Below are 20,293 nucleotides of genomic sequence, written 5' to 3' on the forward strand. Positions count from 1 at the left end.
ATGGACCGGCTCGAAGCCATGCGCACCCTGATCGCCGCTGTAGACGGCGGCAGCCTGTCAGCGGCATCGCGCGCGCTGAACACGCCGTTGCCGACGGTGAGCCGGCGCGTTTCCGATCTGGAGGCGCATCTCGGGGCGCAATTGCTGGTGCGCACCAGCCGCAAGCTGATCCTGACCGAACAGGGCGAAGCCTTTGTCGCAGTCGCCCGGCGATTGCTCGACGACCTTGCCGATGCCGAACGCGCCGCGAGCGGCGAATATCGCGCGCCGCGCGGGGAACTGATCGTCACCGCCCCGATCATGTTCGGCAAGCTGCATGTCGCGCCGATCATCCATGATTTTCTGGCGGCCTATCCTGATGTGACCGTGAGGCTCGTTCTGTCCGACCAGGTGATCGATCTGGTCGAGGCGCATGTCGACGTCGCGGTGCGGATTGGCCGCCTGCCCGACAGCGATCTGATCGCGCTGACGGTCGGCACGGTTTGCTGGGTGATCTGCGCAAGTCCCGACTATCTTGCCCGCAACGGTCCGGCAGACACCCCCGAAGCACTAGCCGATCATCACTGCATCGCGTTCGAAGGGCTCCAGACCTATCGAAACTGGACGATCGGCAACGCCCCGAATGCCAGGACAATATCCATCTCACCACGCTTTTCAGTTAACACTGCCGACGCCGTGATCGACGCTGCCTCGGCGGGGCTCGGGATTGCACGGGTGATGTCCTATCAGGCGGCGGCGGCGATTTCGGACGGGCGAATCAGAACGATCCTCAGAGATTTTTCACCCGATCCGATCCCGGTCAGCCTCGTCCATCAACGCCAGCGCGTACAACCACTCAAGCGGCGGGCGTTTCTCGATTTCGTCGTCCCACGGTTGAAACTGGCGCTTGCTGGCGTCGAACAGATCGTCGGTGAGGTAGGTGATCAGCCGAAGAAAAATGCATGACCGCGCGTGCCTGGAATCGGTTCGATTAGTCTGAACCACGTCGTACCCCTGCGAAAGCAGAGGTCCAGAGTCGCCAAGGGCTGAACCTGATATCCTGGACTCCCGCGTTCGCGGGAGAACTATACTGTGAAAAGAAAACCAGCCTAAGCCGCCAGCAACCCCACCGCGCGCGCCAAATCCACCGACACCAACCTGCCCACCCCCTGCTCGATCATGGTCACGCCTCAAAATGCTTCACAAGACCTTGCCCAAAGTCGGTGCCGGGGGCAGATGCGTCTTCACATGCTCGATGAATGCACGCAGCTTGGGAAGCACTTGGCGGCGATCGGGATAATAGAGGAACACACCCGGCGTCTGGGGCGCGAACGCGGCCAGAACTTGCCGAAGTGCGCCTGCTTTAACAGGCGCGACGGCAACTGGCTCAGGAACCTGTGCAAGACCGACTCCGTCGATGGCGGCATCAAGCAACGTCGGAAAATCGCCAGCGATGAGTGGCCCCTGGACTAAGATTTCAAGCGGCTTGCCCTTGTCGGTCAGACGCCACGGGGATGATCCGCCTGCCGTGCGGCGCAGTCTGAGACACGCATGATTCCGCAGATCCTCCGGCGATAACGGTGTCCCACGGCGAGCGAGATATTCGGGACTACCCACAACCACCATCGGAAAGGGGGGCGTGAGTCGCAGCGCGGTCATGTCGTTGGCGATGAACTGGCCCATCCGCATACCAGCATCGAACCCTTGCGAAGCAATATCGACGAATTCCTCGCTTGCCGCAATCTCGAGCTCGATATCGGGATAGGCGGCAGCAAACGAGGCCAACACCGGTCGTATGATCAGGGGCACGACTGAGCGGGGAACTGCCAAACGCAACAGCCCGGTGGGACGTCCGCCGAGATCGCTTGCCGCAGCTGCTGCGGCCGCGAGCAGCTGATAGGCGGGCTCGGCCTGCACCAAAAATCGCTCGCCAGCTTCCGTCATCCCGACGCTTCGGGTCGTCCGCACAAAGAGTGCAACACCGAGCCGGAGTTCCAGGGCGCGCACGGCCTGGCCCGCCGCCGAGGGCGTAACGCCAAGTTCTGCCGCCGCGCGGCGAAAACTACGGTGGCGCGCGACCGCGAAAAACATCTCGATGCCGTCGAGTGCGCCGCGGCAGACAGTGAAGTTTTTCTTCATGACCAATGCACATTATCGCAGATAGTCTGCCATTGAAACTGGAAGCTAATGAGGGCTCCTCAAAAGGAGCTGCCCGATGATTACCCCCGCCAAACCTCGCATCCTGGTGACCGGCGCAACCGGCAAAACCGGCGGGGCGGTCGTCGCCGAATTGCGCCGCCAGGGCTGGCCGGTGCGAGCAGTGGTGAGGCGGCGTGACGAGCGGAGCGCCCTGCTCAATGCAATGGGCGCCGAGACGGTAGTCGCGGACTATTTCGACACCGAGCAATTGCGTCATGCGATGGAGGGCACACGCCGTGCCTATTACCTGCCCATCATGGATCCCTTCATGATCCAGGGAGCGAACGCCTTCGCGCTCGCCGCCAGGGAGGCGAAGCTCGAGCAAATCGTCCAGATGAGCCAGTGGCTCTCAAGCGCGCGCCATCCTTCCATGCTGACCCGCCAGCTCTGGCTCGTCGATCGTCTCTTCGCTGATATCCCGGGCGTGGCGCATACCATCCTCAATCCGGGAATGTTCGCCGACAACTTCCTGCGCTTCATCGATTTCGCGACCTTACTGCTGATCTATCCGCACCTAACGAAAGATAGCCGCAGTGCCCCTGTCTCCAACGAGGATATCGCCAGGGTGGCGGTCGCCGTCCTCGCTGATCCAGCGCGTCATGCCGGTCGATCCTATCGACCGACCGGGCCCAAACTGCTCTCTGGGAAGGAAATGGCCCAAGCGATCAGCCGCGCCATTGGCAAGCCGGTATTGCCGATCGGCATTCCGTTATGGATGTTCTTCAAGACGGCTAGGATGCAGGGGGTCGACCCTTACGAGATCAGCGGCTTTCGCTACTATCTGCAAGACCATTGGCGCGGCGCATTCTCGGCGGGCGGCGGCGTGACGGACGTCGTGCACGAACTGACCGGATCACCGGCCGAGGATTTTGAAACGACCGCCCGTCGCTACGCCGCGAAGTCCTTTGCCCAGCCCACGCTCGCCAACCGCTTGAAGGCGATCTGGAATTTCAGCCGAACACCGCTCCACCCGGGCTGGAATCTCGACCGCTTCGATCGCAGCCGCGGTTTCCCGGTACCGTTTGCGCCAAGTCTGGCTGTCGATGACGAAGGTTGGCAAGCAAGCCACTTGCCTGCGGCAGAGCAGCCATCGGTCATGCGCCTTGCTGCCGGAGCGCACATGTCATGACGGCGCAGCTGTTCCTTGCCTATGTCGGGGTGATTGCGGCGCTCGTCATTGGGATCGCGAGGCGATATTTGCCTCGCAACGCTGCGACAGTGATCACGTTCGGGCTGCCGCTTTGGCTTGGCTATGTCTTGGCACTGTCGTGGTTCGAAGTGCTCAGGCCGGTTCCAGGCCGTCCGCCCGGCATCCTGCTCATCTTTGCGCCTATCATCCTTTTCATTGCGGTTGTGGTGGTCCGCTCACGCTGGGGGCGTATCGCTGCGCTGGCGATCCCCGTCGCCTTGCTGCATGGCCTGCAGATATTCCGGATCGGCGTTGAGCTCTTTCTGCATCAGTTCTGGGCGATCGGTCTAGCGCCTCGGATGCTCACCTATGAGGGCGCAAACGTAGACATCCTGATCGCCCTCAGCGCGCCGCTATTCGCCTATTTCACAACCCGGGGCGGTATGGGTTTTCGCGTCGCGCTGGTCTGGAACCTGGCTGGGCTTCTGGCGCTGGTGAACGTCATCGTCCGCTCGGTCCTGACCGCGCCCGGGCCGCTCAACATCTTGGCGAGCGATGTGCCCAACACCTTCGTATCGACCTTTCCATACAGCCTTTTGCCCGGCTTCTTCCCGCCGCTCGCGATCACGCTGCATATCTTGTCCATCAAGGCGATCCGCGTGGCGCTGGAGCGCGAGCAAGACTCCCAGCCGTCAAGAAGCGCCCGATAGAAACAGACAGAGTCTTTGACTGGGTGCTCCCTCACGCCGCCAACAACCCCACAGCGCCGCCCAAATCCACCGACACCAGCCGGCTCACCCCCTGCTCGATCATCGTCACGCCGAACAGGCGGTGCATGCGGCTCATCGTGACCGCGTTGTGGGTGACGATCAGATAGCGGGTGCGGGTTTCCTGGGTCATGCGGTCGAGCAGATCGCAGAATCGTTCGATGTTCGCGTCGTCCAGCGGCGCATCGACTTCGTCGAGGACGCAGATCGGGGCGGGGTTGGTGAGGAACAGGCCAAAGATCAGCGCGACTGCGGTGAGCGCCTGTTCGCCGCCCGACAGGAGCGTGAGCGATTGCAGTTTCTTGCCGGGGGGCTGGGCCATGATTTCCAGCCCGGCCTCGAGCGGATCATCCGAATCGATCAGTTCCAGATGCGCGCTGCCGCCGTTGAACAGGGTGGTGAACAGCCGCCGAAAATGCCCATCCACCGCTTCGAACGCCGCGAGCAGCCGCTGGCGCCCTTCGCGGTTCAAGGTGCCGATCGAGCCGCGCAGCCGGTTGACGGCCTGGCCCAGCTCGTCACGCTCAGCGGCGTTGGTGGTGCTCGCGGCCTCCAGCTCGGCAAGCTCGGTTTCGGCGACAAGATTGACCGGGCCGATCCGCTCGCGCTCCACGCTCAGCCGCTCGTGGCGCTGCGATTCATCGGTGGGGGTGCGGATTTCATCGGCGCGGAAGCCAACCCGTTCGGGCAGCACCGGCGGCGGGCATTCGAAGCGCTCGCCCGAAAGGCGGCCCATCTCGACCCGGCGCAGTTCCTGGCTTTCCGCGCGCGCCGCCGCCCCGGCCCGGATTTCGCGGGCTTGCGAGAGCGCCTCGGCGGCCTGGCGGGCGGCTTCCTCGATCTGGCGCATCGCCGCCTCACCCGCGCGCTCGGCAGCCTGCGCAGCTTCGGCCTCGGCACGCGCCTCGGCATGGCTTGCCTCAAGCTCGGCAATCTTGCGGTCGAGGATGGCGGGGCGCGCGGCGAGGATCGCGGCTTCCTCGCCCAGTTTCTCCTCGCGCTTGGCCATATCGGCAATGCGGCGCGCGGCCTCGCCTGCGCGGGCACGCCAGTTGCGGGCATCGGCCTGGCCGGTGGCAAGCCGCTCCCGGTCAGCGGCGAGATCGCGGTCGAACGCGGCACGGTCAGCGCGGGCCTGCGCCACGGCGGTGCGGCGGGCATCGGCCTCATGCTGGAGCGTGGTCACTTGGTCGCGGGTGTCACTGCCATCGGGAAGCGTGGTGATATGGGCGCGGGCGCGGGTGACTTCGGCGGTCGCTTCGTCGACCTCGGCGGTGATGCGCTGGCGCCGGGTGGCGAGATCGGCGGCCTGCGCCTCGATGCGCTCGATCGCGGCGGTGGTGCGGTCCTCGGCGCGGGCGGCGTCGCGGGCGCTGGCTTCCGCCGTTTCGAGCAGGCGGCGGGCATCGGTGGCGGCGCGGCGGGCGTCCGCAATGCTCTGGTCGATCCGGGCGAGCTCGGCATCGGCTTGCTCGACCGCGCGAACGGCCGCGGGGCGCGATGCTTCGAGCGCGCGCAGGCGGTTCATCCGTTCGAGCCGTTCAGCCGCCGCCGCGCCACCCGATTTGGCGATATAGCCATCCCAACGACGCAGCACCCCCGCAATCGTGACGAGCCGCTGGCCGACCGCGAGCGGATGGCCGGGGTCACTTTCCGCCACCAGCACCTGGGCGAGGCGCCGGGCGAGCGCGGGGGGTGCGGCGACGTGGCGGGAGAGCGGGACGGTGCCAGTGGGCGCGCCGGGGTCGGCGGGTTGCGGGTCAGCGCCGCCCCAGAAATGTTCGGCTGCGGGATCAAGTCCGGCTTCCAGATCATCGCCCAGCGCAGCGGCGAGCGCGCGTTCATAGCCGGGATCGGGGCGGAGCTGATCGAGGACGCGGTCCTTGCCCGTGCTGCGGGTGGCCTTGGCGAGTGCGGCGCTTTCGCTGTCGATCGCGGCGAGCTCGGCGTGCGCGGTGGCGCGGGCGGATTGGGCACGGTCCCGGGTGTCGATCGCGGCGCGTTCGGTCGCATCGGCCTGGGCAAGCGCGGCGCGGGCGGTTTCGGCGTGGCGGAGCGCCTGGGTGCGGGCATCGGCGGCGGCGGTGCGCTGGGCGAGCAGCGGCGCGGTATCGCCGAGCGCGCGGGCTTCGGCGGCAGCGCGGTCGGCATCACGGGTCGCGCGATCGAGCCGGGTGGCGGCAGCGGCAAGCGCGGCTTGAGCAACGCGCGCTTCGGCCGCTTCGCTGGCTTGCGCGGCGAGCGCCTGGGCGAGGGCGACCTCTGCATCGCGCGCGACGCGTTCGGCATCGGCAAGCGCGGCGTCGAGCGCAGGCTGGCGCGCGGCGGCATCGGCAATGCGCGCTTCGATCAGCTTCGCCTCCTCGGCGATCCGGGCGAGCGCCTCTGCCGCGTCGTGCGCGAGCGCGCCTTCGCGCTCCCGATCGGTCACTATCCGCGCCTGCGCCTCGGCCAGATCGGCGATGCGGCGATCGACGGTGGTACGTTCGGTACGCAAGGTGGCGAGTTGGTGCCCCGCCTCACTCGCCCGGTCGCGCGCGGCGAGCGAGGCAGCGCGGGCAGCAGCGAGGGTTTCGGTGGCCTGCGCCTGATGGGCAGCGGCAGCGCGCTGGGCTTCGGCGGCGTCGGCGACGCGCGCTTCGGCGGTGGTGGCTTCGGCGCGTGCGTCATCGGCGGCGGCAGCGGCATCGCGCCAGCGGGCAAAGATCATCCGCGCTTCGGCGACCCGAATCTGATCGGAAAGCGCGCGGTAGCGTTCGGCCTGCTTTGCCTGGCGGCGGAGTGCTGCGGCGCGGGCTTCCTGCTCGCCGATCAGCTCGTCGAGCTTGGCGAGGTTGGCCTCGGTCGCGCGGAGTTTCTGTTCGGCATCGCGGCGGCGCACATGCAGCCCGGCGATCCCGGCGGCTTCCTCCAGCATCGCGCGGCGCTCGGCCGGGCGTGCAGCAATGACGGCGCTGATCCTTCCCTGGCTGACAAGCGCAGGCGAATGCGCGCCGGTGGCGGCATCAGCGAACAGCAGCGACACATCCTTGGCGCGCACATCGCGGCCGTTGATGCGATAGGCAGAACCCGCGCCGCGTTCGATTCGGCGGACGATTTCGGTCTCGTCGCTTTCATCGCCCCCTGCTCCCCCGGAAGCGCCATCGAGCAGGATCGATACTTCGGCAAAGTCGCGCTGCGGGCGAGTGGCGGTGCCGGCGAAGATCACGTCTTCCATGCCGGCACCGCGCATCGACTTCGCGCTGTTTTCGCCCATCGTCCAGCGTAGCGCCTCAAGCAGGTTCGATTTGCCGCACCCATTGGGGCCGACAATGCCGGTCAGCCCGGGTTCAATCCGCAAATCAGCGGGATCGACAAAGCTTTTGAACCCGGTCAGCCGAAGCCGCTTGATCTGCACGCTGCTAAATGCCCCCTATCAGGCCCCAGCGGCCTTGAGCACCTTTTCCAGACCGGGCCAGTCAAGCACGCCTTCGGCCACCTTGCCATTGACGATGAAGGTCGGGGTGCCGGAAATCTTGTACTGGGTGTCGGCCGCCTGCAGGTTGATCGCGACGCGCTCGACCGCCGATTTATCAGCCAGGCAGGCACGCGCCTTGGCCTCTGGCAGGCCGCGCTGCTTGACGAATTCCAAATACCCAAGCGTTTCTACCCAAAAGGTCGCGGCCTGGAGCGGCTCCATGGCCTGCACCCTGGCAACCACTTCTTCCGGAAGATTGGCAAGCGGCGCGAGCAGGCGCTGTTGTTCGAGCATCATCTGATCGAGCATCGGGAACAGCGCAGCATCATCAACACAGTGGCCCAGCAGCAGCGGGCCCAGATCATACGCATGAAGCGGGAAATCGCGGAACTCATACGAAACCTTGCCCGCTGCGATCGGTCCGGCCTTGAACAGCGGCAGGCCATTGCGATCAAAATTGGCGCAGGTCGGGCAAGTGCGCGATCCATATTCGATCACCTTGATCGGCGCATCGGGATTGCCCATCCGAAAGCCGCCGTCCGGCGTGCGCGAGACGACATCAACCCAGGCCTTGCCCGCCGGCGCGGGCACCGCTGCCACCGACGCCGAAGGCGCTGACACAGTGCCATCGGCACTTTTATTGCAGCCCGCAAGAGCAAGCGCGGGCAGTACGGCAAGCATCAGACCCAGCTTCATCACATGATACTCCTTGATCGATTTGCCCCAACGGGGCCGGTTGGCAGCGGACGGGGAAATCAGCGGGCACCCTTGGCGCGCAGCAGGGGCTCCACCTTTTCCCACACAAATTCATCGGTCGGCACGCCATTGATCACGATTGACGGCGTGCCCTTGATCACCTTGCGCGCTGCTTCGCCATTGGCAAGCATTTTGGGAAGGATAGTCTTGTCCGCAAAACAGGCATTGATCCGGGTATCGGCCAACCCGCGCCCGCGCATCAGATCGATCAAGCCACTCGCCTGCGCGGCGGCGCGTACCTGTTCGAGCGGCGTATCGAGCGCGAACCGCTTTGCATCGCGCTCCATGAAGCCAATGCCGATCGGCAGCCATTCGCCCTGGCGCGCAAAAATCTCCTCCGCGCCGCCCACAAAACCCCGTCCCCCGGCACAGCGCACCAGCAAGGTCGCGCCCAGATCAAGCAAATCGCGCGCGATCGGGCGATACTCGATTGAGGTCGATCCCGATTTGATCAGCTGTCCTTTCAGCACCGCTGCCGATTCAACCGAAAAGGCAGCACAGTGGCTGCAGGTGAAGCTCAGATACTCAATCACCTTCACCCGGGCCTGCGGGTTGCCCAGGATCACGTTTCCGGCGGGCGCGGTGGTAACCGTCGTCGTCCAATCGCGAACGACTGGCGCGCTCGCAACGGCAGGCTTTTTGGCAGGCAGTGCTTGTGCCGCACCGGTAACACCAATGCCGAGGGCGCTCAGCGCCATCAATACACGCGTCATTCCACAGGCTCCGATGGTTCGATGATCGGCGGGCCGCGCGTGGCTGCCACGCCTGCCGCAAGCGCTTCAAGCACGGCCTTGAACTCGGGATCGGCAATAGCGCGCAGACTATCGCCCAGTTCGACCGGCACCGCGCGGATCGATGGCGGTGCCTTGCGCACCGGCGGCGCGGGCACGTCACCCTGGTGAATCGCGACCTTTGCAATCGCTGCATAGCCAAAGAAGCGGTTTACCCGTTCGATAATCTCGGGCGTGATATGCTGGATCATCGGGCCATGCGCGCCGCGCACCACCAGGGTCAGCGTGCCCTCGGCCCGTTTGCCATGGGGGAACTTGATCGATTCGGGCGCGGATACCGCCGCGTAGCGCGGGCCGACAATTTCCGCCCAGCGGCTGACGACAGCGCTTTGGACAAAGCCAAACCGCCGAAAAGCAGCCCCGCCGACATCGGGCAACAGATCAGCCACTGCCCGCGCCGGCCCGCCGCGATTCGGGGTGTCCTTGGCGGCAACCGCTGGCTTTGCCTTGCGGGGTGCGGGCTTTGGCCGGGGATCGCGAAGGTCGCTGTTGCTCATGATCGTTCCCATGCCATAGCGATGCCGTGGACGCCAAGCTCTCCGATCATCAAAGCATCGCTGCCGCGTTGCTCGGCTGGTACGATGTTCATGCCCGCGATCTGCCCTGGCGTAGCCGACCCGGCGAGACGGCCGATCCCTACCGGGTGTGGCTGTCCGAAATCATGTTGCAGCAGACGACGGTGGCGACGGTACGCCCGCGCTTTGCCGACTTTATCGCGCGCTGGCCAACGGTGGCGGCGATGGCAGCGGCGGAAGATGCCGATTTGATGAGCGCCTGGGCGGGGCTGGGTTATTATGCCCGCGCGCGCAATCTGCTGGCCTGCGCACGGGCGGTGGTGCGCGATCATGGCGGTGCGTTTCCGCACAGCGAAGAGGTATTGCGGACCTTGCCGGGGGTCGGCGACTATACCGCCGCCGCCATTGCCGCGATCGCATTCAGCAAGCGGGCGGTGGTGGTGGACGGCAATGTCGAACGCGTCGTCGCGCGGCTGTTCGCGATCGACACCCCCCTGCCCGCCGCCAAACCGCTGATCCGCGCCGCCGCCGACCTAATCACCCCCGACGATCGGGCCGGAGATTTCGCGCAGGCGATGATGGACCTGGGATCGAGCCTGTGTGGCCCGCGCGCGACGCAGTGCCTGTTATGCCCACTGCGTGCCCATTGTCGCGCCGCTGCTGCCGGTACGCCCGCGGCCTTTCCGGTGAAAGCGGGCAAAAAGGCCAAGCCCCACCGCCACGGCACCGTGTTCTGGCTGGAGCGCGATGGTCATGTGCTGCTGGTCCGCCGCCCGGACAAGGGATTGCTGGGCGGAATGCGGGCCTTGCCGACGGGACCATGGGCGGATGGACCATCGGGAATCGCGGGCGCGCCGTTGCCCGGCATCGACTGGCAGATCGCGCCTGATCGCATCACTCACGTCTTTACCCATTTCACCCTCGAACTGTCGCTTGCGAGCGGGCGCGCCGAGGGGCATGAAGCCCCGGCAGACGGCGAGTGGTGGGCGATCGAAGCGCTCGATTCGGCCGGTCTGCCAACGGTGTTCGCGAAGGCCGCCCAGGTGGCGCGACGAAAATGATGGAGATGAGCATGGCGACGACACCCCGGAACCTGGCGCTTGGCGTGGCCCTGCTCGCGCTCACCACGGGCGCAGCTTTTGCCGGGCAAGCCCAGCGCCAGCCATCGACCATCGTCGAGCGCGCGCCGCTGACGCAATCCAAAACGCTGGTCGACAGCTATCCCGCGACGGACAAGACGCCCGGCGTGGTCGCCACCGTTGGGCGCGGGGACAGCGCGCCGACCGTGCTGGCCGCGGGCACGATCGCCAGCGATGCCGGTGCCGCCAAGGCCGATGAAAATTCGCTGTGGCGCGTCTATTCGATGACCAAGCCGATCACCGCGATGGCGGCGATGATGCTGGTCGAACAGGGCAAGTTGAAGCTCGACCAGCCGATTTCGGATTTCATTCCCGCTTTCAAGAACATGACCGTGCTGGTCGATCCCATGAAGGACCTGACCGCGCGGCCCGCGACCACGCCGATCACGGTCCGCCATTTGATGACGCACACCGCCGGTCTTGGCTATACGATCATCACTCAAGGACCGCTGCTGAAGGAATATGAGCGCAACGGTATCACCCCGTTCAGCGCCAATGAATCGGTGGAGGCGCAGCTGCGGCTCGTTCGTCCCAAAAGCCTTGAGGAGTTCGCCAACCGTGTCGCGAAGCTGCCGCTGATCGCCGAGCCGGGCACCAAATGGAGCTATTCGATCGGGCTCGATGTGCTTGGCCGCGTCGTCGAAGTGGCGAGCGGGATGCCGTTCGAAACCTATCTCGACAAGCGCATCTTCAGGCCGCTGAAGATGAATTCGAGCTATTTTACCGTGCCCGGCAAGGATGCTGGTCGACTGGTGACGGGCTATACCTGGGTCGGCGCGAACCGCGTGCCGCTCGATCCCGGTGCGACATCGATCTTCCTCAAGCCACCCAGCTTTCCTTATGGCGGTGCCGGTCTGGTGATGTCAGCGCATGATTATGACCGGTTCCTGCACATGCTGCAAAATGGCGGATCGCTTGACGGCGTTCGGCTGATGAAGCCGGAAACGGTGGCGTTGGCGATGTCTAATCTGTTGCCTGCCGGCGTTACCTATGGCGGCGCGGTGGCGAACACGGGCGGTGCTACCGGGCCGATGCAGGGCTTTGGTGCGGGCGGTTCGGTGTATCTGGTCGATGTCCCCGGCGGGCCTTCCAAGGGCACTTATGGCTGGGGTGGTGCCGCGGGCACAATCGCCTGGGTCGATCCGGCGCGGAAATTGCGCGCGACGGTGATGGTCAATTACCTGCCCGGCGAGAAATGGCCGCTGCGGCGTGATTTCACCAAGGCGCTTTACGCCGATCTCGCCCAATAATGATCCCCGGCTTTACGGGCGGGCTGCTCGACCGCGCTGATCGGCTGCGCCACGATGCCGATGCGCTGGCAGCGGCGACGAGCGACTGGCGCGCGCGGGTGCTGAAGCTCGACAATTTCGAGCCAGAACTGACCGCCGAGGGCAAGCTGAGCTGGGGCAGTCTGGCCGATGTGCCCGATGATGCCGAGTTGATCCTGTTGGGACTCGATGGGGATCGTCCGCATTTTGCGGCGTTTACGCCGGGGATGCGCGCGCCCGGCGGGCGACCGATGCGGCTGTTTGCAATGCTCGATCGGTTCGCAAACGGCGAAGCGGCAACCTATGCTGCGGCGCGCAGCCTGCTCGACTGGCATAGCCGCCACCAGTTTTGCGCCAATTGCGGAACGCCGACGACGATGTTCCGCGCGGGCTGGGCACGCCAGTGCGAAAAGTGCAGCGCCGAACATTTCCCGCGCGTCGACCCCGTCGTCATCATGATTGCCGAACATCAGGGCCGCGCGCTGCTTGGTCGTCAGCCCGCCTGGCCCGCCGGGCGTTATTCGGCGCTGGCAGGCTTTCTGGAACCCGGCGAATCGATGGAAGAGGCAGTCGCGCGAGAGATTTTCGAGGAAGCGGGGGTGCGCGTATCGGACGTGCGCTATGTCGCCAGCCAGCCCTGGCCTTTCCCGTCATCGCTGATGATGGCCTGTGTCGCGACCGCCGAGGATGACGTGATCACGCTCGACACCAACGAGCTGGAAGACGCGATCTGGGTTGAGCGTTCGGTGGTGCAAGCCGTGCTGGCGGGTGAGCCGGGGCCGTTCCTGGCACCCCCACCCTATGCGATTGCGCACACGCTGCTGAGCGCTTGGGCGGCAAGCTAGGTCGTTAAGGCATCAACTTGAGCGGCGGCTTTCGCCCCAATCTTGGCCGTTCAGCCTCGCGAAGCGACGTCCCGGAACCAGACATCAACCTTTGGAAGACGATCGCAGAGATGGAGTGTATTGCACAAGTAGATCACTGGCTGTAATGAGTGTCCATGTCGCTTTTCAAACGCTCCACCTTTGGCCGCTCGGCATGCTTTTCGCTAGCCGGAGTGATCGGGTTCCTAACGCCTTCAGCGGGTGCCGCTGAAGCGCATGATTACAGGCCATCCTTTCGTCCAGAAAATTTGAAAGGACCGCCAGCGGGGGAGTTCAACCAGGTGCTTGTTCTCGGCACCGGCCACCTATCGGGGCTTTCGGTAACACCCGCAACGCTATCGCCGCTTCTCGATCGCCTTGCGTCGTGGCGCCCGACAGCTATCGCCACGGAGGATCTCTCAGGCCTTCAATGCGACAGCCTGCGCCGATATCCATCGCGATACGCCGATACAGTGCAGACATATTGCCCCGACCCCGGTCCTGCTGGCCGGGCGACTGGCCTTGATGTGCCCGGTGCCAATGCCGAAGCTGAGCGGCTCCTTGCTGCCTGGCCGTCCGCTCCGTCGCCTGCGCAGCGTCGGCGCCTGGCGGCAATCTTCCTGGCGGCAGGAGAGCCCGGCTCGGCATTAGTGCAATGGCTAAGGCTTCCGCTGGGGGAGCGCCGCGCCGGAGACGGACTGAACGATGATCTGGTTGGCGCGCTCACCAAGGCCGAAAGTCGTCGCAACGAGACGAATCTTGTGTCGGCTGTGCTCGCGGCGCGGCTGGGATTGGAACGTCTTTGGAGCGTAGACGATCATTCTGCCGACACTCCCGATAGCTCGGATCCAGCGGAGCGGAAGGCTTCTGCCGACGCGATTGCCCGCGCCTGGGACAATCCGGCGACCCGTGCCCGACAGGCCGAGGGCGCACTACTGGAGAGAAATTTGGCGCAGCCTGAGGGCCTGCTGAACATGTACCGTGCGTATAATACTCCGGGCGCGCCCGCTCTGGCGTACCGATCAGACTTTGGAGCGGCTCTCGTCGAGGCGTCGCCACAACAGTTCGGACGGCAGTATGTGAGTTATTGGGAAACGCGCAACCTGCGCATGGTGGCGAATATCCGCGACGTGCTTGGCCGCCGCCCCGGCACGCGGCTGCTCGCAATCGTGGGCGCCGCACACAAAGGGTATTACGAAGCCTATCTCAACCAAATGCATGACGTGCGCTTGGTGGATGCCAACACCGTGCTCCGCTGATGCGGCCTGTGAAACGGCTGCTTTGAAACGCCGCCACCGCGAAAGCCGTTTGACCGTTTCCCACCTATCTATCGCCGTTCCCGCGCCATCGATCGATGCGCTTCGCCTGAAAAGCCGACCGTCAGGTTTCGGTGCGGAAAGCTGCCCGGCAGCAAGCGACCCAGTCCCAGCCCTTCAGCGCAGATGTTGCGCTTCCTGAAAGCCGCCGTTCGCCGATCAAATGCTTTTCAACGGCATTGGGGCAGATTGCCGACCAGCATCTTCCGGGAGCGAAGGTTTAATATCCGAACAGTCTTCCCTAGTAAGGGCGATAGCGGTTTACCTACTGCACGTCGGCGCTGCGACCACAACGATTGTCAGGGTTGCGGTGCGCACTGACTGCGGTCGCCAGCCGCGCAAGCCGCAACTGCCGCGCGCCACCTAGCCTGGTCTTCCTGAGCCTTGCGATTGATCTCGGCGATCTTGGCTTCACGGTCGGCCAGCGCCTTCTGGTAGGCACGCAGGTTTGCCGCCTGTTGAGCTGCGACCGCCTTCTTGCGCGCCTCAAAGGCCAGGATGTCGCGCTTGGCGGCAGCCGCCTGTTGGGCATTCAAGGTTGCAGCGGCAGCCGCCTCGGCTGCGGCCGCTGCCTTCGCGGCTGACGCTGGTTCGGATTCAGCAGCTGTCCGGTAAGATTCATCACGTTCGGCTGGTCGTGGAGCGGCGGACCGGGGGGATTGGGGATTGCTAGGTGCTGCTGCTCCCGATCCAGCCCTCTTGTAAACATAGGTGTTGGTCGTGCCTCGTTCGCGCAACGTTTGCTGTACTGGATCTAGCACAAGTTCGCATGCCTTTTGGGTCATTGTGAAATCGGACCGGCCGTTAACGACCTTGCGCTGGGTTGTATTACATTGGGCTGTGTAAACACACGCTTCCTTCATTCGCATGCTGACATATTTGTCTTGACCACGCACCCAACGACCGGGATTCTCGTCCATCGTCGCATAGCCACCAACGCCGTCGGTTCCGGTGCCTCTAATGGTTATCTTCGCTCCATCAGAACGGTCCCAACGGCCATTGAAATCATTAGGCTTGCAGGACTTCGCTTCCGGCTCAGCCGCGCCGCGCAGCCATCGGCCGGGAGCGCCTGATACGGCGTTGGAAGTGATTGCCGCGGCATCAATCTGAAAGCCCTTACCCGTCCATCGATAAGCCTGATTGGTTACAAAACGCAGTGATGACGTGCGCGTGTCTATCAACGCTGCACTTCGCGATGTACCGCTGTCTCGCATGTTGACGACCACAGGTATTAGGCATTGGTCCTTGCCAACGACAAACCCTCGACTGTCGGTGAACATTGGTGTGGGCACAATACCAAGCAAGTGTTTGTACTTAGGGTAAGTCGAAAAAACTCCACGCATAGCGATTTGGCCGCCGTCATGCTTCGGCATATTTGGGGCAGCAGTGAAAGATACCGCATGGCCGGTATTGGCAAGTTGCGGACCATCGGCGCGCCAGGTGCCTTGCAGAAGCGCGGTCGTACAGGTTGATCGTGTTGACGCCGCCGGTTTCAGTTCCACAGCCGCAGAAAAATGGATAGCCGTCTTATATTGGTTGTTTCCCATGCGATTCGCACTCCATGTGCAGTTTTCGATGGTGCCTGCCGGGCGCCCGGGGATTCCGGCCACTCTCAAAATATCGACCATCACCGCAGTCGCCGCGGGGCAGTCCGTCGACTTATGTGAGTATGAGCCGACGCCAAATCCAGCCAAGCGGTGGGCGTTGGCATTGCTGCTATCGTAGATAAGCTCGCCACCAAATTTTGATAGAAACTCGATGCCCACAACGACCTTTTTTCGTGCGTCGCCGGGATTCTCGGCGTCTTTGACTCTTACAGCCACCAAGCCTTCGCCACGATAGGCGGTATCGTTCTTGACTAAAGGGCGCGGATCGACACAGCGCTTCTCGGTCGGGTCGTGCGCTGCGGCAGTGCACTGGAGCTGCTCCGACATCAGCCGCCACCACGCCGGTGCCTCTGCGGTTTGCGCATTGGAGCGTGCGGTCAAGATCGGTACCGTCAGCAGGGCGAGTATGGCCAGCCCCGAGATCAGGCTCAGCACAAGCTGGTGTACGTTGGACAACTTAACCTCCCAAGCGCGGCTAATCTAATAAGTCGCGATCACCGTTTCGTATATGTAACGTCCGCGAATGCGGCAATCCCAATGCTAGTCAGGATTGGCTGATGCACCGCTGCTGCGGCTCGCCCGACGCCGTCCAAACAAGCAGTCTTCCTGTTAGGTTTCCCTCCCTTAGTCAGCCTCCAGGATTCGCCCGATGATCGAACGGCGCACGACATCGTCCGCACATAGGCGATAGATTGAGCTGCATCCGGTTTGGTGGAAGCCAAGATGGGGTGCCTTTGGAACCGGAGGTGATGATGCAACGATAGAAATTCAGCCGGGAGTGCAAGCTCGTGGCGGTGAAGTTGGTATTGTTTTGAACGGCCCAGTTACAGCCATTTCGGCTAGATAGTTGCGATGGCCGCTCCTGGTCCGCTACTCAGCACCAGTCGACAACCGCCACATCGGTTTGACAGCTTCAATTGCCTGCATAACACTCAGGCGAAACGATGCAGCTAGTCAAACGGGGAGGCATCATGGTATCGAAAACAAGGTCGGGCTTCTATGCTAGCAGCCTCGTGTTTGCCTGGCTGGTCGCATCTCTGGTCGTCTCGTTCATTCTAATAGCAGCGGTGAACCTGATAGCCGGTGCAATGGACCCCGCGCATCTGCGGGACACTTGGTGGGATATGGCTGGCTAGGAGGCCATCTGCCGGGCCAGCAACAACCTTAAGGGCGGCGCTCATGGTTGGCGTTCTTCCGGCCGTGGCGCTGGGCATTGCAGGCCTGGCTATCTCACGTGAATTGAATATTCTCTCGATAGGCGCCCTAGCGGCGCCAGTCTATGCACTGGCAACTGGCTGGGCGATCAATCGCCGCCGATACAGTGATTGATCTTTGATTGCGGGCCCGGCACATTGAATACAAGTATCGCAAAACTCTGGCAAGTTGATTGATAGGTTCACCGTGGGTCAATCACGTTGACGCGCTCCCGTTTTCTCCTCGACTCATAAGTAGAGTCCGGGGTTATCTGCACTGCTACCCAACCTTGGACCGCTCAGGTCTAGAGTTTTCCGCTCTGCCCGCAGGTCCGCCTCGAGCGTGGCAACTGCGCCAAGGATCGTCAAAGTAAGCTTGCCGGTCGGCGTCATCGTATCCACGCCCGCCTGTGCGAGGCAGTGGAAGCCGACGCCTCTCACCTTCAAGATTGGGAGCAATTTGTGTGTGGGTCCTTCCGTCGAACGCACGAAACGGTCGAGCCGGGATACGACAATGAAGTCGCCGATACGCCCGGTCATTGGGCGGTCAGTCACGGCAGACCGCCGAACTCAGAATTTTGTAGCCCTCTAGCCCTTCCGTGCCACGACGACTTTTCTCGATTGCCGCGGGCGACATGGTGATAAAGCCTATGTCGCCTTTTGGTCTACGAAACACGTAAAGGCAACTCGTTGTGCCGGAGGTCTTCCCGGTTTTCAGCGTGCGCTCTGGCGCGTCGGATTGCGCGATTTGCTTTAGCAGCTTGTTCCGAAGGGCGCGCTGTTCGTCCTGATCCAAGGATATCGGACCTTCCAGCAGTTCGTCTCCACTTGAACTTCGGGCAACATAAAAGATGACTTCGCGCGATGGCCGAGCGCCAGGCGGTGGCGGAGGACTGGTGCTAGCCGTGCTCACCGGGGACGATGGCGCCAGTTTTCGTTCCATTATACCGGCGCATTTGAGCTTAGTTTGATCTGCCAATTCCTTTCGTCGCGCCTTGTCGGCAATCGCCTCCGCCGTCGCACGCGCCGTGCAGCCGGGACAGGTGTCGGCAGCCGACAAGTTGAAATAGCTACCGCCCGGCCCGCCCCGCATTATCATTGCGGCCTCGATCAGATCGACCATCTCGCGCCAGCGCGCATCCCGCAGCGGCTTGGCGAGCGCCTGAGCTTCGCATTCGTCACGCGTTTCGGGTGGCGGAGCGAATGGCGACGCGATAGCCGCAAAGGTGACAGCAAGCGCAATTAAGCGAAAAGTCACGCCGATATCTCCCCCGCCAGCCAAAGAAGCGGCTGCAAACCGAGGCTATCGATGCCACAGTTTGGCGGCAAGTAATTTTCAATCAGCGCACCCGCATGGCACTCTCAAGGGCGGCCAGATGATTCCCTGAAGCGCGGCAACGAATGTCCGCTTATCTCAAACCATCGCTTCATAACCGCCATTCCGCAATCCACCAATACCGGCTGTTCGCACCAAGAGTCTCCGACCCGGTCCTGTTTAATCGAAGGTCGCCATATTTTGCCTGTCGTCAGCCTGAACTTGTTTCAGGGTCCAACGCGCCACCGCCGATCCCGTTGGTGTGGATCGGTGGATGCTGAAACAAGTTCAGCATGGCGGTAAAAAATGGCGGCGTGCGTTCCAACGGGCGGGCGCGGCTTTCGATATAACTGCATCGGCAGCCAAACCCCGCCTACCCTCGCGCGCGGGCCTGGCGGTAGGTGCCGAGCAGGCGCACCCATTTGGAGTGGAAGCCGAGTTCCTCAAGCGCTCGATCGAGCGCCGGATCGCCGGGCTTGCCGACGATATCGGCGTAGAATTCAGTGGCGGCAAAGCTGCCGCCGCGCTGGTAGCTCTCCAATTTCGTCATGTTGACGCCATTGGTCGCGAAGCCGCCGAGCGCCTTGTAGAGCGCGGCGGGCACGTTTTTCACTTCGAAGATCAGGGTCGTCATGAACGGCCCATCGCCCTCCACCGGCCGACCGCCACGCGTGAGCACCACGAACCGCGTCGTGTTGTGATCGGCATCGGCCAGATCTTCGGCGAGGAGGTTCAGGCCATAGATCGCGGCAGCACCCGGCGGCGCGAGCGCTGCAATCGCCGGATCTCCCCGTTCGGCCACCACCGCCGCTGCCCCTGCCGTATCGGGATAGGCAATCGGGGCAATCCCGCGGTCGCGAAGCCAGTGGCGGCACTGGCCGAGCGCTTGCGGATGGCTCATCGCCTCACGCACGTCATCGCGGGTGCCCGTGCCCATCAACGCGTGGCGAATCGGCAGAAAATGCTCGCCGGTGATCACCAGACCCGATTCGGGCAGCAGGAAATGCATGTCCGCCACCCGGCCGTGGAGCGAATTTTCGATGGGGATGATCGCGCAATCGGCGCGCCCATCCTGCACTGCCTCGATCGCATCGGCGAAATCAAAACAGGGCAGCGGCAGGCCATTCGGGAACGCCTGCACCGCGGCAACATGCGAATTTGCGCCGGGCGCGCCCTGAAAGGCAACGGCGCGATCGGGGTGTTCGGCAGCCTGGGCGGCCATGCGCGCCACGATCGGGCGCGCGGGTGCGGCAAAATTTTCCATCGCCGCCGCGCCTATCGACCGACACCCTAATCGGCAAGCGCGCTTGCGGTGCTGCACTTGCGAAACTAAAGGGAGCCGACTTTCACGAGAGGCGTTACCCCAAGATGGACATTCGGACCAATACGATTGCAGGCTGGATCCTGGCAGCGCTGTTTGTGGCGCTGGGCTTTGGTATGGTCGGCAATCTGCTGTTCAAGCCCGAACCCCTCGAAAAACCCGGCTATCCGATCGAAGGCGCTGTTGAGGCGACCGATGCTGGCGAGGCTGCCCCTGAAGTGCCGATCGAAGTGATGATGGCATCGGCCGACATGGCCAAGGGCGCCGAAGTCTTCAAGAAATGCGCGTCATGCCATAACGCGGTCGATGGTGGCGCAAATGGCATCGGCCCCGGCCTGTGGGGCATTATTGGCAAGCCGATCGCGCAGCATGCGGGCTTTGCCTATTCGGACGTGCTGAAGGCAAGGGGCGGCAATTGGGACTTTGCCACGATGAACGAGTGGCTCACCAACCCGCGCAAATTCGCATCGGGCACCAAGATGAGCTTTGCCGGCCTCGCCAAGCCGGAAGATCGCGCCAATGTGATCGTATGGCTGAATGCGCAGGGATCGAACCTGCCGCTCCCCGCCGCGCCCGAAGCTGCAGCCGCCGAAACGACGGCCACGCCCGACAATGCAGCCGACGCCGCTGCCGCGCCTGCGGACAACGCCGCGGTGCCAGCGGCGGAGTAAGAATTAT

General features: G+C 63.5%; 17 protein-coding genes. 8 read left to right on the top strand and 9 right to left on the bottom strand.

Annotation, left to right across the window (positions count from 1 at the left end; genetic code table 11):
- Entirely contained in the window at positions 1 to 945 is a 945-nt protein-coding gene (locus B7Y49_RS07470; RefSeq protein WP_374126953.1) for a LysR family transcriptional regulator, read from the top strand.
- A 234-nt stretch (positions 946 to 1,179) separates the two neighbouring features.
- Here B7Y49_RS07470 and B7Y49_RS07475 read toward each other — a convergent pair whose 3' ends face one another.
- Entirely contained in the window at positions 1,180 to 2,118 is a 939-nt protein-coding gene (locus B7Y49_RS07475; RefSeq protein ID WP_374126954.1) for a LysR family transcriptional regulator, read from the bottom strand.
- 76 nt (positions 2,119 to 2,194) lie between these two features.
- Between B7Y49_RS07475 and B7Y49_RS07480 the strand changes: the two genes are divergently transcribed.
- Together B7Y49_RS07480 and B7Y49_RS07485 are read left to right on the top strand one after the other, a co-directional pair.
- Positions 2,195 to 3,307 carry an SDR family oxidoreductase gene (locus tag B7Y49_RS07480; protein WP_374126955.1) on the top strand — a complete coding sequence of 371 codons (1,113 nt, stop codon included), beginning with the start codon at positions 2,195 to 2,197 and terminating at the stop codon, positions 3,305 to 3,307.
- Positions 3,308 to 3,336: 29 nt separating this feature from the next.
- A complete protein-coding gene (locus B7Y49_RS07485) occupies positions 3,337 to 4,017 on the top strand; it encodes a hypothetical protein (protein WP_374126956.1) in 681 nt (226 codons plus the stop codon).
- Positions 4,018 to 4,048: 31 nt separating this feature from the next.
- On the opposite strand, the gene B7Y49_RS07490 is transcribed toward B7Y49_RS07485, so the two are convergent.
- The 4 genes from B7Y49_RS07490 to B7Y49_RS07505 are packed head-to-tail and all read right to left on the bottom strand — an operon-like array spanning position 4,049 to position 9,575.
- Positions 4,049 to 7,471, bottom strand: coding sequence for a chromosome segregation SMC family protein (locus B7Y49_RS07490; RefSeq protein WP_374126957.1), 3,423 nt, complete (start codon positions 7,469 to 7,471; stop codon positions 4,049 to 4,051).
- Between the two features lie 18 nt (positions 7,472 to 7,489).
- Positions 7,490 to 8,227: a thioredoxin domain-containing protein gene (locus tag B7Y49_RS07495; RefSeq protein WP_374126958.1), complete on the bottom strand. Its 738-nt coding sequence runs from the start codon at positions 8,225 to 8,227 to the stop codon at positions 7,490 to 7,492.
- A gap of 59 nt (positions 8,228 to 8,286) precedes the next feature.
- The gene (locus tag B7Y49_RS07500) at positions 8,287 to 9,000 is read right to left on the bottom strand and encodes a thioredoxin domain-containing protein (protein WP_374126959.1); all 714 of its coding nucleotides are present in this window, start codon (positions 8,998 to 9,000) and stop codon (positions 8,287 to 8,289) included.
- Positions 8,997 to 9,575 (bottom strand): DUF721 domain-containing protein, encoded by a 579-nt coding sequence (locus B7Y49_RS07505; RefSeq protein ID WP_374126960.1) that lies wholly within the window; start codon positions 9,573 to 9,575, stop codon positions 8,997 to 8,999. The genes B7Y49_RS07500 and B7Y49_RS07505 overlap by 4 nt, the downstream gene beginning before the upstream one ends.
- 26 nt (positions 9,576 to 9,601) lie before the next feature.
- Between B7Y49_RS07505 and B7Y49_RS07510 the strand changes: the two genes are divergently transcribed.
- The 4 genes from B7Y49_RS07510 to B7Y49_RS07525 all read left to right on the top strand — a co-directional run bounded on the left by B7Y49_RS07510 (position 9,602) and on the right by B7Y49_RS07525 (position 14,122).
- Positions 9,602 to 10,654 carry an A/G-specific adenine glycosylase gene (locus B7Y49_RS07510; RefSeq protein ID WP_374126961.1) on the top strand — a complete coding sequence of 351 codons (1,053 nt, stop codon included), beginning with the start codon at positions 9,602 to 9,604 and terminating at the stop codon, positions 10,652 to 10,654.
- An 11-nt stretch (positions 10,655 to 10,665) separates the two neighbouring features.
- Positions 10,666 to 11,982: a serine hydrolase domain-containing protein gene (locus B7Y49_RS07515; RefSeq protein ID WP_374126962.1), complete on the top strand. Its 1,317-nt coding sequence runs from the start codon at positions 10,666 to 10,668 to the stop codon at positions 11,980 to 11,982.
- Positions 11,982 to 12,845, top strand: a complete 864-nt coding sequence (nudC, locus tag B7Y49_RS07520) for an NAD(+) diphosphatase (protein WP_374126963.1) — start codon at positions 11,982 to 11,984, stop codon at positions 12,843 to 12,845. Before B7Y49_RS07515 ends, nudC begins: the two co-directional genes overlap by 1 nt.
- Positions 12,846 to 13,336: 491 nt before the next feature.
- The gene (locus B7Y49_RS07525; protein WP_374126964.1) at positions 13,337 to 14,122 is read left to right on the top strand and encodes a DUF5694 domain-containing protein; all 786 of its coding nucleotides are present in this window, start codon (positions 13,337 to 13,339) and stop codon (positions 14,120 to 14,122) included.
- A 356-nt stretch (positions 14,123 to 14,478) separates the two neighbouring features.
- Here B7Y49_RS07525 and B7Y49_RS07530 read toward each other — a convergent pair whose 3' ends face one another.
- The 4 genes from B7Y49_RS07530 to B7Y49_RS07545 form a co-directional block, all read right to left on the bottom strand.
- Positions 14,479 to 16,242, bottom strand: a complete 1,764-nt coding sequence (locus B7Y49_RS07530; RefSeq protein ID WP_374126965.1) for a hypothetical protein — start codon at positions 16,240 to 16,242, stop codon at positions 14,479 to 14,481.
- 986 nt (positions 16,243 to 17,228) lie between these two features.
- A complete protein-coding gene (locus tag B7Y49_RS07535; RefSeq protein ID WP_374126966.1) occupies positions 17,229 to 17,519 on the bottom strand; it encodes a recombinase family protein in 291 nt (96 codons plus the stop codon).
- A gap of 7 nt (positions 17,520 to 17,526) precedes the next feature.
- Complete coding sequence (locus B7Y49_RS07540) at positions 17,527 to 18,237, bottom strand: hypothetical protein (RefSeq protein WP_374126967.1); 711 nt, start codon at positions 18,235 to 18,237, stop codon at positions 17,527 to 17,529.
- A gap of 430 nt (positions 18,238 to 18,667) precedes the next feature.
- Complete coding sequence (locus B7Y49_RS07545; protein ID WP_374126968.1) at positions 18,668 to 19,558, bottom strand: prephenate dehydratase; 891 nt, start codon at positions 19,556 to 19,558, stop codon at positions 18,668 to 18,670.
- 104 nt (positions 19,559 to 19,662) lie between these two features.
- Here B7Y49_RS07545 and B7Y49_RS07550 point away from each other — a divergent pair, with 104 nt between their 5' ends.
- Entirely contained in the window at positions 19,663 to 20,286 is a 624-nt protein-coding gene (locus B7Y49_RS07550; protein WP_374126969.1) for a cytochrome c family protein, read from the top strand.
- Positions 20,287 to 20,293 lie beyond the last annotated feature (7 nt).

It is taken from the genome of Sphingomonas sp. 28-62-11 (assembly GCF_002278865.1).
In the GTDB taxonomy this organism is placed as follows: Bacteria; Pseudomonadota; Alphaproteobacteria; order Sphingomonadales; family Sphingomonadaceae; genus Sphingomonas.

What these genes read in the sequence shown, in the direction of transcription:
- B7Y49_RS07495 (WP_374126958.1), bottom strand. Translation starts at nt 8,227, where the DNA reads ATGAAGCTGGGTCTGATGCTTGCCGTACTGCCCGCGCTTGCTCTTGCG.
- B7Y49_RS07475 (WP_374126954.1), bottom strand. Translation starts at nt 2,118, where the DNA reads ATGAAGAAAAACTTCACTGTCTGCCGCGGCGCACTCGACGGCATCGAG.
- B7Y49_RS07535 (WP_374126966.1), bottom strand. Translation starts at nt 17,519, where the DNA reads ATGACCGGGCGTATCGGCGACTTCATTGTCGTATCCCGGCTCGACCGT.
- B7Y49_RS07505 (WP_374126960.1), bottom strand. Translation starts at nt 9,575, where the DNA reads ATGAGCAACAGCGACCTTCGCGATCCCCGGCCAAAGCCCGCACCCCGC.
- B7Y49_RS07480 (WP_374126955.1), top strand. Translation starts at nt 2,195, where the DNA reads ATGATTACCCCCGCCAAACCTCGCATCCTGGTGACCGGCGCAACCGGC.
- B7Y49_RS07550 (WP_374126969.1), top strand. Translation starts at nt 19,663, where the DNA reads ATGGACATTCGGACCAATACGATTGCAGGCTGGATCCTGGCAGCGCTG.
- B7Y49_RS07545 (WP_374126968.1), bottom strand. Translation starts at nt 19,558, where the DNA reads ATGGAAAATTTTGCCGCACCCGCGCGCCCGATCGTGGCGCGCATGGCC.
- B7Y49_RS07470 (WP_374126953.1), top strand. Translation starts at nt 1, where the DNA reads ATGGACCGGCTCGAAGCCATGCGCACCCTGATCGCCGCTGTAGACGGC.
- B7Y49_RS07500 (WP_374126959.1), bottom strand. Translation starts at nt 9,000, where the DNA reads ATGACGCGTGTATTGATGGCGCTGAGCGCCCTCGGCATTGGTGTTACC.
- B7Y49_RS07515 (WP_374126962.1), top strand. Translation starts at nt 10,666, where the DNA reads ATGGCGACGACACCCCGGAACCTGGCGCTTGGCGTGGCCCTGCTCGCG.
- nudC (WP_374126963.1), top strand. Translation starts at nt 11,982, where the DNA reads ATGATCCCCGGCTTTACGGGCGGGCTGCTCGACCGCGCTGATCGGCTG.